The following is a 13,231-nucleotide window of genomic DNA, read 5'->3' as shown; positions in this document are numbered from 1 at the left end:
GGAAGGCCCGGCACCATTCTAATTTTTAGATGGTGCCAGACACCGTTTAAAATTTCATATCTTCAAAAAATTTTTTTACTCCATCAAACCAGGAACTGGAGCGGGGAGAGTGTTTTCCCTTATCGAGTGACTGCTGCAAGCTCATCAATAGCTCTTTTTGTTCACGGGAGAGATTAACTGGCGTTTCAACCACTACTTTGCAGATAAGATCGCCCGTACCGTAACCCCGCACAGATTTCATTCCTTTACCGCGGAGGCGGAATGATTTTCCAGTTTGAGTTTCAGCGGGAATTTTTAGCGTGACTCGCCCTTCAAGGGTGGGTACTTCAATTGAACCGCCCAAGGCTGCGGTAACAAAACTGATGGGCACTTCGCAGTGCAGATCATTCTCATGCCGTTCAAAAATGGGATGTGCCTTAATGTTGATTTGCACATATAAATCACCCGCAGGCCCTCCGTGAATGCCAGCCTCTCCTTCTCCGCTTAGACGCACCCGATCGCCATTATCAACTCCTGCAGGAATCTTGACAGTCAATTTTTTACTTTCACGGACACGCCCTTGACCATGACAATCAGCACAAGGATCGGTCACTATAGTCCCTTCCCCATGGCAATTAGGACATGTTTGCTGTATGGAAAAAAATCCCTGCTGGATGCGGACCTGGCCAATGCCGTTACATGTGTCGCATTGCTTTGGAGATGTGCCCTTTTTAGCGCCGGAACCTCCACAGGTATGGCAATTAACATGGCGAGGGACGCTAATTTCAATTTGTTTGCCAAGAGCCGCTTCTTCCAGGGTTAGCTGGACGTTAAACTGTAAATCAGCCCCTCTCTGTCCGCGAGCGTGTTGCTGCCTTCGTCCGCCAGAGAAAATATTTTCAAAGATGTCTTCAAATACATCTCCAAAACCACCAAAACCGCCAAAGCCATGCCCGCCGCCCATGGCAGGATCCACACCTGCATGGCCATATTGATCATAAGCAGCCCGCTTTTGGGGATCGGACAAAATGGCATACGCCTTTTGTATTTCTTTAAATTTTTCTTCAGCTTCTTTATCGTTGGGATTACGATCCGGATGAAGCTTCATAGCCATTTTACGGTAGGCTTTTTTTATCTCGGCATCACTTGCGCTACGGCTGACGCCAAGCAGTTCATAATAATCCTGCTGTTGCATGGAAAGCTCACACTTCTTATTTCAAAAAATCATCATCAACCATATTATAGCCCGGTATGTACAATAAAAGTACTGAAACGAGGCTGCTGGACTTGAGTCAGAATCATATTGCAGCCCGGATAAGACGAAGCTTTAATCCGAGCCGCTACTTTTCATGACCTGTTATCTATTTGTTTTTATCCTCTTCTTTCACTTCTTCAAACTCAGCATCTACAATCCCTTCATCCGCTGCCTTAGCAGATTCTTTTTGTGCTGATTCAGGCTTAGGCTGGCTTTCTGCAGACTTTTTCGCGTATATGCGCTCCGCCATTTTTTGAGAAGCGTTGCTTAAGACTTTTAGTTTGTCTTCAATTTGAGCTTTATCATTGCTTTTCATGGCTTCTTTCAATTCAGAAATAGCCGTTTCAATGCTCTTTTTCTCTTCCTCTGACAGCTCACCTTCCAAGTCTTTTACGGATTTTTCACTGCTGTGAATGAGACTGTCCGCCTGGTTGCGCAGCTCTACCAATTCCTTGAATTTTTTATCCTCTTCTGCATGAGATTTGGCATCTTTGATCATAGCTTCAACTTCTTCATCCGACAAACCGCTGGAAGCCTTAATCACAATGGACTGAGCCTTCCCGGTCGCTTTATCTTTGGCAGATACATTCAGGATTCCGTTAGCGTCGATATCAAAAGTCACTTCAATTTGCGGCACGCCACGCGGTGCAGGCGGAATATCGGTGAGATCGAAACGACCCAGGGATTTGTTTGCGGAAGCCTGTTCGCGCTCGCCCTGCAACACATGCACGGTAACAGCCGTTTGATTATCTTCAGCCGTGGAAAATACCTGAGTGGCTTTAGTCGGGATAGTGGTGTTTTTCTCAATCAGCTTGGTCATCACACCGCCCAAAGTTTCAATACCCAAAGAAAGCGGCGTTACATCAAGCAACAGAATATCTTTTACATCCCCAGACAACACAGCAGCCTGGATGGCAGCCCCAACCGCTACAGCTTCGTCAGGGTTCACATCCTTGCGGGGTTCCTTGCCGAAAAACTCCTGCACGGTTTTTTGCACCATAGGCATGCGGGTTTGACCGCCAACGAGAATCACTTCGTTGATTTTATCCACGCTGAGTCCCGCGTCTTTCAATGCAATCTTGCAGGGCTCAATAGTGCGCTCTACCAGTTTTTCAACCAATGATTCAAGCTTGGCGCGGGTGAGCTTGATGTTTAAGTGCTTGGGACCTGAAGCATCCGCTGTAATATAAGGCAGATTCACATCCGTTTGCTGAGAAGAGGATAATTCAATTTTTGCCTTTTCCGCTGCTTCTTTAAGTCGCTGTAACGCTAAAGGATCGTTATGTAAATCAATGCCTGTATCTTTTTTGAATTCAGCAGCTAAATATTCAATCAGGGCGAGATCAAAATCTTCGCCGCCGAGGAACGTATCCCCGTTCGTTGCCAATACTTCAAATTGATGCTCACCATCAACTTCGGCGATTTCAATAATGGAAATATCAAAAGTACCCCCGCCTAAATCGTAAACAGCAATGATGGAATCGCCGCGCTTCTTGTCCATGCCATAGGCCAGCGCCGCGGCAGTAGGCTCATTGATAATGCGCTTCACCTCAAGACCTGCAATGCGGCCTGCATCTTTGGTAGCCTGGCGCTGGGAATCATTAAAGTATGCAGGTACTGTGATAACAGCCTCTTTAACTTCTTCGCCAAGATAATCTTCCGCAGTTTTTTTCATTTTTCTTAAGACTTCTGCTGAAATCTGCGGCGGGGCTTTATCTTCGCCTTTAACACGTACCCAGGCATCGCCATTATCGGCTTTAATGATTTTGTAGGGCACCATTTTGATGTCCTTTTGTACAATTGGATCATCATAGCGGCGTCCAATCAGACGTTTGATAGCAAACAGCGTATTATCTGGATTGGTAACCGCCTGACGTTTGGCTGCCTGACCAACCAATATTTCACCCTCCTCGGTGTAAGCTACAATTGAAGGGGTAGTTCGATGACCTTCTGCATTTTCTATAACGCGCGGCTTGTCGCCCTCCATAACGGCAACACATGAATTTGTGGTTCCAAGGTCAATTCCGATTATTTTTGCCATTTTTTCTCTTGCTCCGATCTATGGGTTATTTCGTGATATGAATGTAATATTGGGACTTAAAAACGGATTTCAAGTCATTCTTTATTTTTCTTGTCCAGCTTTGCCTTTGGCCACAATAACTCTTGCCGGGCGAATAACACGGTCATATAACTTATAGCCTTTCTGGAACACAGTTAATACTGTATTTTGGGGTACTTCTGAGGTTTCCTGCATCGACATTGCTTCATGAAGCTTGGGGTCAAAAACAAGCCCTTCAGGATTAAGCTGCTCAACGTTGAATTTTTGTAAAACATCCAAAAAGAGTTTGAGCGTTAATTCAAGTCCCTCTTTCGTTGCCGCATCCGCCTGCTCATTGGCCGATTGCAGCGCATGCTCCATGCTGTCGACTACAGGAAGCAAAGCGTCTACAAACTTTTCAAGGCTATAGCGGTGGGCATTAGTTACTTCACGCTCGGCGCGGCGTCTGACATTTTCCAGCTCAGCCTGGGCACGTACGGCTTTTTCCCAATTTTCATGAGCCTGCTGTTCTGCCAGTGTCAATTTTTCTTCCAACTCTTCATAGGAGGGATGTTCAAGAGAAGCGCTGCCCGCATCCGGTTCTTCCGCTTCCTCAATTAATTCTTCCAATGCTTCTTCTTCGGATTTTTTTCCATCTTCTCTGACTTTTTGCCAGTCTTTATTCTTTTTTTCAGTCATATAAAACGCTCCAAAAGATTTAGATAATGATTAAGGATAATAATTAGGGGCTAATTATTCATAAATCAAGGGCAAATAGCAAAAATTGCAGTGCCAGTTATCTTGCAGCAATTGTACATTCATTGCATACTTGGGGTTTAATAAATGCAGCAAGGGTTTTTATGCAAGATTGGTCACCCCTTTCCTGGCAGCAGTTTTCGTATGAGCAAGCCGCAACGTATCCTGACGAGGAACAGTTAAACCGTGTGGTAGAACAATTGCGATTACTCCCGCCTCTTGTCAGCAGCGGCGAAGTCAAACGCCTGAAGGAAGCTATAGCCAGTGCCGGCCGAGGCGAGTCATTTATTTTACAAGGGGGAGACTGTGCTGAATCATTTCAGGACTGCCGCTCTGATATCATCAGCAACAAGCTGAAAATTCTCCTGCAAATGAGCCTCGTACTGATTTATGGGATGCGCAAGCCCATCGTACGAATTGGCCGCATCGCGGGCCAATACGCAAAACCCCGTTCTTCTGATTTTGAAACCATCGACGGAGTCAAGTTACCAAGCTATCGGGGAGATTTAGTGAATTCTCCGGAATTCACTCCTGAGGCAAGGACACCTAATCCCAAATTAATGCTGCAGGGATATAGTTGTGCTGCCATGACCTTAAATTTTATTCGCGCATTGCTGGCTGGAGGATTTGCAAGCCTGCATCACCCGCAGCAATGGGATTTGCGTTTTTTTGAACATTCACCTCAAGCCAAAGAATACCAATCGATTGCTCATTCAATTGCCGATTCGTTGGATTTTCTTGAATCCATAGACGGCTTAAGCAACAGCAATCTGAATAATGTAGAATTTTATACGTCGCATGAAGCCTTGCATCTTCATTATGAACAAGCCTTAACAAGACAGGTAAAAAACAAAGAATGGTATAATCTGTCCACCCACCTGCCCTGGATAGGCATGCGGACAGCCAAACCCGAAAGCGCACATGTGGAATTTTTACGGGGTATAAAAAATCCGATTGGAATCAAAATTGGCCCTGCAACAACACCTGAAGATCTCCTGAAATTACTTCAAACGCTGAATCCCCAGGGTGAAGAAGGCAGGGTATTGCTCATTACCCGCATGGGCACAAAGAATATTGCCTCTCATCTTCCCTCTTTAATTGCGGCAGTCCAAAAAAGCCGGATTCCCGTTACCTGGTCTTGTGATCCTATGCATGGCAACACGGAAACAACCCCTCAGGGCATTAAAACCAGACATTTTGATAATATTTTATCTGAGCTGCAACAGGCACTAAAGATTCATCGCGACTGCGGCAGCTACCTGGGCGGTGTTCATTTTGAACTAACGGGTGAAAATGTCACAGAATGTATTGGCGGTGCGCGTGGATTGACTGCCGACGACTTAAGACATGCCTATCATAGTCTCGTTGATCCGAGATTAAACTATGAACAATCACTTGAAATGGCTTTACAACTGAGCCGCGCATTTAAACCTGGCAATCACAAGTAATGCGCTAAATGCGTTGGTATACGAACATCCAGCCAGTAAACAGGGTGCCCTGGAATATGCCCTGTCACAAATCCAACATGTCCTCCCTTTGGGCTGAGCTCCAATTGTATTTGCGGGGATAACTCAGAAGTTGCGGGCAAAATCTTTGGCGTCATGAATGGATCATCAAGCGCATGGATGATGAGTGTCGGCGTTTGAATGGCTGATAAATATCGCCTTGAGCTTGCTGTTCGATAATAGGCATGAACATGCTTGAATCCATGAAGAGGGGCTGTGACATATTCATCAAAAGTCCAAAAACAGGTCCATTTATCCATCTCTTTTAAAGCAGGAGGAACATCGCCTTTGTGGTTTTCAAGCTTTCGGACAAATAATTTCTGTAATTTTTTTAAGAGGTATTTCTCATACACTCTTGAAAAACCCTGATGGATACGATCAGCCACCAGGCGCAGATCAAAAGGTACCGAGACTGCAACGGCTGTTTCAATAAAAGACTGGCCGCCTGTTTCACCCAGCCATTTTAAAAGCACATTTCCCCCCAACGAGACGCCTATGATGGCTTTTTTTGTTGCGGGTTCCCTATGCGCAAGCTCTTGCAAAAAATAATTTAGATCTTCTGTATCTCCTGAATGATAGGCGCGAAGCAGCCGATTGGGTTTATCGCCGCTGCCGCGGAAATGCATCAGAACGCTGCGCCAGCCATGTTGATTACAGGCCTGCATCAACCCTGGGATGTAAGAAGAAGACAGACTGCCGCCCAAACCATGCAATAAAATGACAAGCGGCGCGGTGGATTCCAATTCACCTTCTGCCCAGGCCAGATTTAAAAAATCACCATCGGGAAGCTCTAATTGCTCAAGTTTTGTGACAGGTGCATTGAGCCTTCGCAATAGAGTCGGATACATGGTCTGGGCATGCGAATTTGTAAGCCACCAGGCCGGTTTAAAAGTACTTTCGATAATCATCTTGATTCCTGGTGATAAAAAGGGCTTAATTCATGTACCGCATTTATCATGGCTTCAACATGATCTGGAGAGATATCAGGCGTAATGCCATGCCCTAAATTAAAAATATGCCCTGACCCATGGCCAAAAGAATCCAAAACTTCTTTCACCTGCTGCCGAATACGGTCAGGAGACGCGCGCAATACAGCAGGATCGAGATTCCCCTGCAAAGCGACTTTTTCACCTACTTTGTTTCTTGCCCCACCCAAATCACAGGTCCAGTCAAGCCCCAGGGCATCGCATCCGGATTCCGCCATTTCATGAAGCCAAAGCCCGCCCCCTTTGGTGAATAAAATAATCGGTACATTGGAGTGTTTTTGCTTTATATATTGAATAATAGACGCCATATAATACAGAGAAAAGGTTTGGTAATTGCGGGTGGTCAAAATCCCCCCCCAGGTATCAAAAAGCATCAGCGCATTAGCGCCCGCTTCAATCTGCATCTCTAAATAGCCGCTGACGCTTTGGGCTAACTTATCGAGCAAAAGGGATAAAGCGTCCGGGTCATCATATAAGAGCTGCAAAATGTGGCGAAAGTCGCGGCTCCCTTTTCCTTCCACCATATAACAGGCAAGCGTCCAGGGGCTCCCCGCAAAGCCAATTAATGGCAAGTGAGCCGGCAACTCCCCACGGATGAGGCGTACAGCCTGCTCGACATAGCTCAAATCAGTTTTTGCATGCAGTACAGGTAAAGCCTCAATCTCGCTTAAGCTGCGCACTGGCTTTTTAAAATTTGGGCCCTCGCCTTCTGCAAAATAAAGGCCTAAATCCATGGCATCGGGAATAGTCAGAATGTCGGAAAAAAGGATTGCTGCATCAAGCCTGAAGCGCCTTAAAGGCTGTAAAGTGACTTCACAGGCGAGTTCCGGATTTTTACATAAATTTAAAAAATCACCTGCCTCTTTGCGGGTTTTTCTGTATTCAGGAAGATACCGCCCCGCCTGGCGCATCAGCCAGACAGGCGTGCGCTCGACTGGTTTTTTTTGTAAACTGCGGATAAACAATGACTGGGCAACATTGGTCATAGATATACTCATTGCAAATAGAGTTAGTTTAACATACATGCCAGAGAGACATGTAGAGATGTTGCCTGGATTAGCAAAGGCCGGCCTGCGCATGAAAAATACTTGACATCTACGTCCCGCGACTTGCTCGCAAGACGGGGTAATTGGAAATTTAAAAATCAAATTAATTTTTCATGCGTAAGCCCTGCCCCACTGATATAGCAAAAGGATATACATATGGATAAAATTGAAATCACAGGTCTTGCGGTAAACACCCGAATAGGTACTCACGCCTGGGAACAGCGCATTTTACAACGCCTCCTTATTGATATCAGCATCCCCTGCAACCTTGAGAGCTGCCACGATGATCTGGCAAACACCTTAGACTATTCAGCCATTTGCTCCAAAATAACAGAGTACGTTGAACATAATTCATTCAAATTAATCGAGACGGTGGCCGAAAACGTGGCAACCCTGATTAAAGAGGAATTTCAGGTGACTCAACTCGGTATTCAGGTCAGCAAACCGGATGCGGTTAGAAATGCTGCGAATATCAGCGTACAGATAAATCGATAGGTATTTTTTTGTAATATTTCCTTAATATTGCAGATTTATAATGATAGTAAGTCAAAATTTAAGCATAGACGAGTTCATAATGCCAAAAAAATTATCTGGTAGCTTTACTGATATTCTTCAAAGTTACACCGACAAAGAAGGATATGAAGACTTTATTAAAGTGAATAATGAAGGTTACAAAACTGTTATTGAGAACGACCTTCCAAGAAGTAGGCTGGTTGATTTCAGCGGAAAAACTTTTGCTGATTTTAAAAATGAATGCTTACAAGAATCGGTTTATAAAAACCATTATCGGCAAGGCTGTTTTGATGGAGGCTTAGTTGAGGATATTTTTCTGCTATATCTTAATAAAACTGAGATGCAAAGAGAGAATTTTAATCCCGAGAGACTGAAGCGCACCACTCTACGCTTTGCTTATCGCGATAAAAATAATCAAATATGTACTCTTGGACTTGTTATTCCAGAAAACTCCCCAGGCGAATGGAGTTTGATGGTTATCCAAAATGCTACTGCTCCACTTGATAAGCGCCAAGCAACATTATTATACAATAATAGCTGGATAGAGGATAACAACTCGGTTATAGCTGTAGAAAGCCACAATTCCTTGAATCAAGAATTGCGTCAAGCTTTAAATAATGATGATGTATATAATTTGGTGACAGGGATAATTGATCAAAATAATGAGGTATCGTCAGAAAAACTACGTGAATTAAAAGGTCGAATCAGTGAAAATCAAAATATTGATAATCGTGATTTTAAAAATACAATATTAAGGCAATATAGAGAATTTTCTGACCAAAATCTTCCCAACAATTCTTCTGTAAAATCGACATTTGAAACACTTGAAAAAACAATCCAAGAAGATATCGATTTTTATCGTGATGATAAATTTTCAAAAGCTCTGGAAACCATCCATAGAACCATTCATGAAGAAATCAATCAACTTGAAGATAAAGAGGCAGCAAAAGAATTGAGCTTAAAAAGCCAGCTCTTTTATTACTCCCTGAATTTACGCCTTGAGGAAAATTTTTCAAGCCGCATCAAGAAAGCGTTAGAAGACAAAAGCAAAGGCGACGAATTAGAACGAGTATTTAATAAACTGCCAATCAATGATCCTGGCTTTGAACAATACATCAGTGATTTTTTTAATCGACAAATAAAAGACAGTCAGATAAGTTATGAAACTCAAATAAAGATCATTGAAAAAACAACGCAGGATAGGGGTAGAAAATCCCAGACTCAAGAAGCAGAAACCGGATCAATTTTCGATAAAAATGGTAAGCTCGCCCCATGGGTTGCCGACGAATTGCCCGAAAACAGCCGGGATGCAATCGGCCAATTTATCAAAAATATCTTTGCCAAAGCAAGAGAAACTGTATTGACTCCCGAAGGTGAATTACGCAAGGAGCTTAAAGATGCCATGGGTCAGGAAAACTATAATAAACTGGTGGATATGTATGGCAAAGATTATGTGCACAATAAATTAGTCAATTCCATGATCATGGCCATGAGCGGTCCTTTGACTTCTTTGCCTTTGCAATCCAACCCCTCTGCAGCAGATATGGCCTTTGCTGCAATTACATCAAAATTGCTGGATCATGAAAGGTTATATCAACAAAAACAGCTTAAAGAATCTGAGCTTAAGCAATCCGAGAATCAACCGGGCAGATTGATGCAGTTTTGGCAAGCTGTCAAACGTCCTGCCCTGGAAACAGCGGCAATTGCCACGAGCACTGCAGGCGGCGCTGCGGTTGGCGCGATTGTCGGTATGCTGGTTGGAACTTTTGCTCTTCCCGGTATTGGTACAGGATTAGGGGCTGCAATTGGCGCGGCAGCCGGTGCGGGCGTTGGCGCCGTTGCCTCAACAGGCGGCGTGGGCCTTAGCCGTTTATTCAGCAATAGCCCACTTGGCCGCCTGTTTGGGACGGCGGCAACCACTGTTGCCTCTACGGGAATAGGCGCCGCCATCGGGGCTGCCCTTGGTACATTTGTCTTTCCGGGGATTGGCACAGGAATAGGTGCCGCCATTGGCGCAGGCTTTGGGCTTGCGACAGGTGTAGGTATTTCAGGCGTAGCGCAGGCCATCAAAAGCCAATCTGCCTTTGCAAAACTCCTCGGCGTCGGTTTAACCGGCAGCGCTACCACTGCCATTGGTGCAGGCATCGGGGCTATTTTGGGCTCGCTTATCCCAATTCCAGGGGTAGGCACCCTGGCGGGCATCTTAATTGGCGCAGGGATAGGAGCAGGCGTTGGCGCGTTAACCACTGCCGTTCCTGCCTTAACGGCTTATTTAATGCCTGTAGCGCAAAGGGCAATGGCGCAGAAGCAAGAGAACTTGGCAGAAATCACCCAAGAAGAATCACCAATACGGGGATCCAATCCCTATGCACATGATCATCTTGCTCGATCTGCAAATGTAAACCATGTCCCTGCAATTCAGGCAGAAAACGAGAACCACGTTCAAACCAAAATCGAACGTGAGCAAACACAACCTGAGCTTGTTGAAGTTGAAGAAAGAGACGAGGAAGAAAGAAGCTCTTTTACACCTACTTCGACCCAATAAATAATTAGGCAGCGCAGCCCGAATAAGTCGAAGTCATAATCGGGGAATTATTCCCTAAGCTTACCAATGACAATAGGCTAACGGGCTACGGCGCCTTCTTTTGCATTTCAAACTAAATTTGGAAAACCTGTGTTCTGCAATCCTTCCCCAGTATTGATATTTTGTTGATGCGAGATTGAAGCAGAATATTGGTCTCGGCTTTCCTCGTTCCCTATAGTCTCTTCAAGTACCATGCTTTTCTCATTGTTAGGCAGCATATCCTGCACTTGCCTGTGACTGTCCGAGATTGCAAGCGGCCGCTCTTTTGCTGGAGCCTCCAAATGCTCCAAGACCTGTTGCTTGAAGCGGTAGGCATTGAGCAATATTAAGCTGCTTTGGGTAATCATTAACACAACTCCCAGGGCAGGATGGATTGAAAAGCCGATAGCCACTACTGCGACTCCGAGCATCAAAGCCAGGAGATTATAGCCTAGGCTTAAAATTAAATTTTGTTTAATGTTGTTTACCGTCTGCTTTGCCACGGCAAAAGCACTGACGATAGGCGTTAAGGATCCGCTTTGTACTATGGCGCCCGCGTTTTCCTGGGTAACGCCGTCTCCAAATTTAGATTTGACGGCAATTCCAAAATCGCTTGCGGCAATTGCCAATGCGTCATTACCCGCATCCCCTATCATGGCTACCTTATCCCCGCCTTGTTGCAATTTTTTGATAAATGCATTTTTACTCTTTTCGCCGCTGTCTGAGCCGTTGCATTGCGCAAAAATATGGTTTGCATCGATACCAAGTTCCCAACCATAACGTCTGGCTGTCGCTTCGTCAGCTCCCGTGCAGATATATACCTTCTTACCCAGTTTTTTTAATGAATCCACTGCATGGCGGGCCTGATGGCGCAAGGGATCGCTCATGACTAAAAATCCCACGATTTCTTTTTCGCGGGCAAGATAAATAACGCTTTCCCCACACTGGGGTTTAACCTCTAAAACTGGAATTTCGATGCCAAGCTGTTGCATCATTGTTTGACTGCCAACGCTATACTGCACATTGCTGATTACTGCCTGCACGCCTGTATTCCTGGCCTGACGATTGGTTACCCTGAATTCAGATGATGAAAGGGAATTCTTGCTCGCAAACTGCTTGATGGCCTGCCCCACAGGATGAGTGGATTCTTGCTCAAGCAATCCAAGATAGGTCAACATTTCTTTGGAGCTCATTTTGCTGCCTGCCAAAGCTTTATAGGATGAAACCCTTGGAATCCCTTCAGTTAAAGTCCCATTCAGATCAAAAACAACGCAGTTAATTTGTTCAGCATCCTGCAATGTTTTGCCGTTTTTAAACTGCACGCCGTGCTCAAGCGCTTTATTTGTCCCGATTTTAACAGCGAGCGGAATAATAAACCCAAGCGTGCAGGGACAAGCCGATACCAGTACAGCTGTTGCAAATTGAATAGCCACAAGCGGTGGGAAAAAGAAACTCAGCGCAATAGCTGAAGTCAGCGCGATGATTAATACGGCTGGAATGAAATACTGCAGGGCTTTGTCAGTAAAGGTTTCCAGCGGCGCTTTTTCTGTATGGGCACGCGCGATATGTTCGTCCAGCTGTGCCAGATAAGACTCCTCAGTCGTCGCTGAAACTTTAAGGCAAAGAGGGAAGGCATCATCCGCTAAACGCATGCCGGCCAGCAGTTTTTCGCCTTTTTTAACGACTCGCGGCAAGATGGAACCCGTGGCAATAGTGTCATAAATAACACTTTCCTCAGTCTCGGAGTAACCATCAAGCGGAACCAGTTCCCCCGGATTGATTAAAATAACCTCATTTACCTGAATGGCAGATAAAGGTTTTTTCTCAGTTTCACTATTGGAGAGCACCTTGGTAACCGTTTGAGGCAACCTGTCTTTAAAGCTGCTACGAAATCCTGCGGAATTTTTAATCGATTCTTCTATGGCAATGCCAATATGGCGAAACCCGAAAATCAATAAACCGGCTTCAAACATCATGGGAAGAGCCGGGAAGAAAAATGCAGAAATCGAAACGGCCAGTACAGTAATGGTGCTGACAGCAAATAAAGTATCCATAGTCAATGTTTGCTCTTTAAGGAGCTTTTTTGCCGCTTGCCAGTAAAATTCAGCCCCTAAAAGCAAAGTCAAAAGCGTGCTTGCAGCACCTAAAGCAATCATGACGCCAAGGGGAAGTCCGCCTGCGAATAAGGATAAAATCAATAAGCCCGCACCGCCTAAAGTTCCAATCAATCCCAACAGCCAGCGGTAGTGCGCCAATTTTTGCCAGAAAGTTTCCGAAACTTCAGTGTTCATTTCCACACAATTGTAATTTTGGAAAAGACTGCATATGGTTCCAGTAAATTGTTCTTTTGATCCTCTGGCATCTTTTCTGACAATAATTGTCAGCTTCTTCGTGAGTAAATCAATGGCAAAGCTGTCAATTTGTAATTCAGATTTTTTTTGATTTAATTTACTTTCTATCGCGCCCACACATCCCATGCACTTGATGTCGGGAAGAGAAAAATAATAGATATTTGCGGCCATACACTTCTCAAGTTAATTCATTATAATTAAGAGCGTGTATTCCTTATCATCGATATTCCGAACCTTCG

General features: G+C 44.7%; 9 protein-coding genes. 3 read left to right on the top strand and 6 right to left on the bottom strand.

The window, feature by feature from the left end; all coding sequences use genetic code 11:
* Positions 1-46: 46 nt before the first annotated feature.
* The 3 genes from dnaJ to grpE form a co-directional block, all read right to left on the bottom strand.
* On the bottom strand, positions 47-1,174 hold the full coding sequence (dnaJ, locus tag Llon_RS07460; protein WP_058529424.1) for a molecular chaperone DnaJ: 1,128 nt from the start codon (positions 1,172-1,174) through the stop codon (positions 47-49).
* A 166-nt stretch (positions 1,175-1,340) separates the two neighbouring features.
* Positions 1,341-3,275, bottom strand: a complete 1,935-nt coding sequence (gene dnaK, locus Llon_RS07455; protein WP_058529423.1) for a molecular chaperone DnaK — start codon at positions 3,273-3,275, stop codon at positions 1,341-1,343.
* A gap of 81 nt (positions 3,276-3,356) precedes the next feature.
* Positions 3,357-3,971, bottom strand: a complete 615-nt coding sequence (gene grpE / locus Llon_RS07450; RefSeq protein ID WP_058529422.1) for a nucleotide exchange factor GrpE — start codon at positions 3,969-3,971, stop codon at positions 3,357-3,359.
* 161 nt (positions 3,972-4,132) lie between these two features.
* On the opposite strand from grpE, the gene Llon_RS07445 reads away from it, so the two are divergent.
* A complete protein-coding gene (locus Llon_RS07445) occupies positions 4,133-5,476 on the top strand; it encodes a 3-deoxy-7-phosphoheptulonate synthase class II (protein ID WP_058529421.1) in 1,344 nt (447 codons plus the stop codon).
* On the opposite strand, the gene Llon_RS07440 is transcribed toward Llon_RS07445, so the two are convergent.
* Positions 5,467-6,441, bottom strand: a complete 975-nt coding sequence (locus tag Llon_RS07440) for a hydrolase (RefSeq protein ID WP_058529420.1) — start codon at positions 6,439-6,441, stop codon at positions 5,467-5,469. The two genes, Llon_RS07445 and Llon_RS07440, sit on opposite strands and share 10 nt — an antisense overlap.
* Positions 6,438-7,505: a uroporphyrinogen decarboxylase gene (gene hemE, locus Llon_RS07435; protein WP_058529419.1), complete on the bottom strand. Its 1,068-nt coding sequence runs from the start codon at positions 7,503-7,505 to the stop codon at positions 6,438-6,440. The genes Llon_RS07440 and hemE overlap by 4 nt, the downstream gene beginning before the upstream one ends.
* 216 nt (positions 7,506-7,721) lie before the next feature.
* Between hemE and folB the strand changes: the two genes are divergently transcribed.
* Positions 7,722-8,060: a dihydroneopterin aldolase gene (folB, locus tag Llon_RS07430; RefSeq protein WP_058529418.1), complete on the top strand. Its 339-nt coding sequence runs from the start codon at positions 7,722-7,724 to the stop codon at positions 8,058-8,060.
* A 79-nt stretch (positions 8,061-8,139) separates the two neighbouring features.
* Entirely contained in the window at positions 8,140-10,623 is a 2,484-nt protein-coding gene (locus Llon_RS07425) for a glycine zipper family protein (protein ID WP_058529417.1), read from the top strand.
* A 107-nt stretch (positions 10,624-10,730) separates the two neighbouring features.
* On the opposite strand, the gene Llon_RS07420 is transcribed toward Llon_RS07425, so the two are convergent.
* On the bottom strand, positions 10,731-13,163 hold the full coding sequence (locus Llon_RS07420) for a heavy metal translocating P-type ATPase (protein ID WP_058529416.1): 2,433 nt from the start codon (positions 13,161-13,163) through the stop codon (positions 10,731-10,733).
* Between the last annotated feature and the right edge of the window lie 68 nt (positions 13,164-13,231).

Source organism: Legionella londiniensis (assembly GCF_001467825.1).
Classification (GTDB): Bacteria; Pseudomonadota; Gammaproteobacteria; order Legionellales; family Legionellaceae; genus Legionella_A; species Legionella_A londiniensis.
This window is presented reverse-complemented; position numbering and strand designations above follow the sequence as displayed.

Excerpts from the sequence above, each read along its gene's own strand:
- dnaK (WP_058529423.1), bottom strand. The coding sequence starts at position 3,275 with ATGGCAAAAATAATCGGAATTGACCTTGGAACCACAAATTCATGTGTT.
- Llon_RS07445 (WP_058529421.1), top strand. The coding sequence starts at position 4,133 with ATGCAAGATTGGTCACCCCTTTCCTGGCAGCAGTTTTCGTATGAGCAA.
- Llon_RS07440 (WP_058529420.1), bottom strand. The coding sequence starts at position 6,441 with ATGATTATCGAAAGTACTTTTAAACCGGCCTGGTGGCTTACAAATTCG.
- Llon_RS07420 (WP_058529416.1), bottom strand. The coding sequence starts at position 13,163 with ATGGCCGCAAATATCTATTATTTTTCTCTTCCCGACATCAAGTGCATG.
- grpE (WP_058529422.1), bottom strand. The coding sequence starts at position 3,971 with ATGACTGAAAAAAAGAATAAAGACTGGCAAAAAGTCAGAGAAGATGGA.
- folB (WP_058529418.1), top strand. The coding sequence starts at position 7,722 with ATGGATAAAATTGAAATCACAGGTCTTGCGGTAAACACCCGAATAGGT.
- hemE (WP_058529419.1), bottom strand. The coding sequence starts at position 7,505 with ATGACCAATGTTGCCCAGTCATTGTTTATCCGCAGTTTACAAAAAAAA.
- Llon_RS07425 (WP_058529417.1), top strand. The coding sequence starts at position 8,140 with ATGCCAAAAAAATTATCTGGTAGCTTTACTGATATTCTTCAAAGTTAC.
- dnaJ (WP_058529424.1), bottom strand. The coding sequence starts at position 1,174 with ATGCAACAGCAGGATTATTATGAACTGCTTGGCGTCAGCCGTAGCGCA.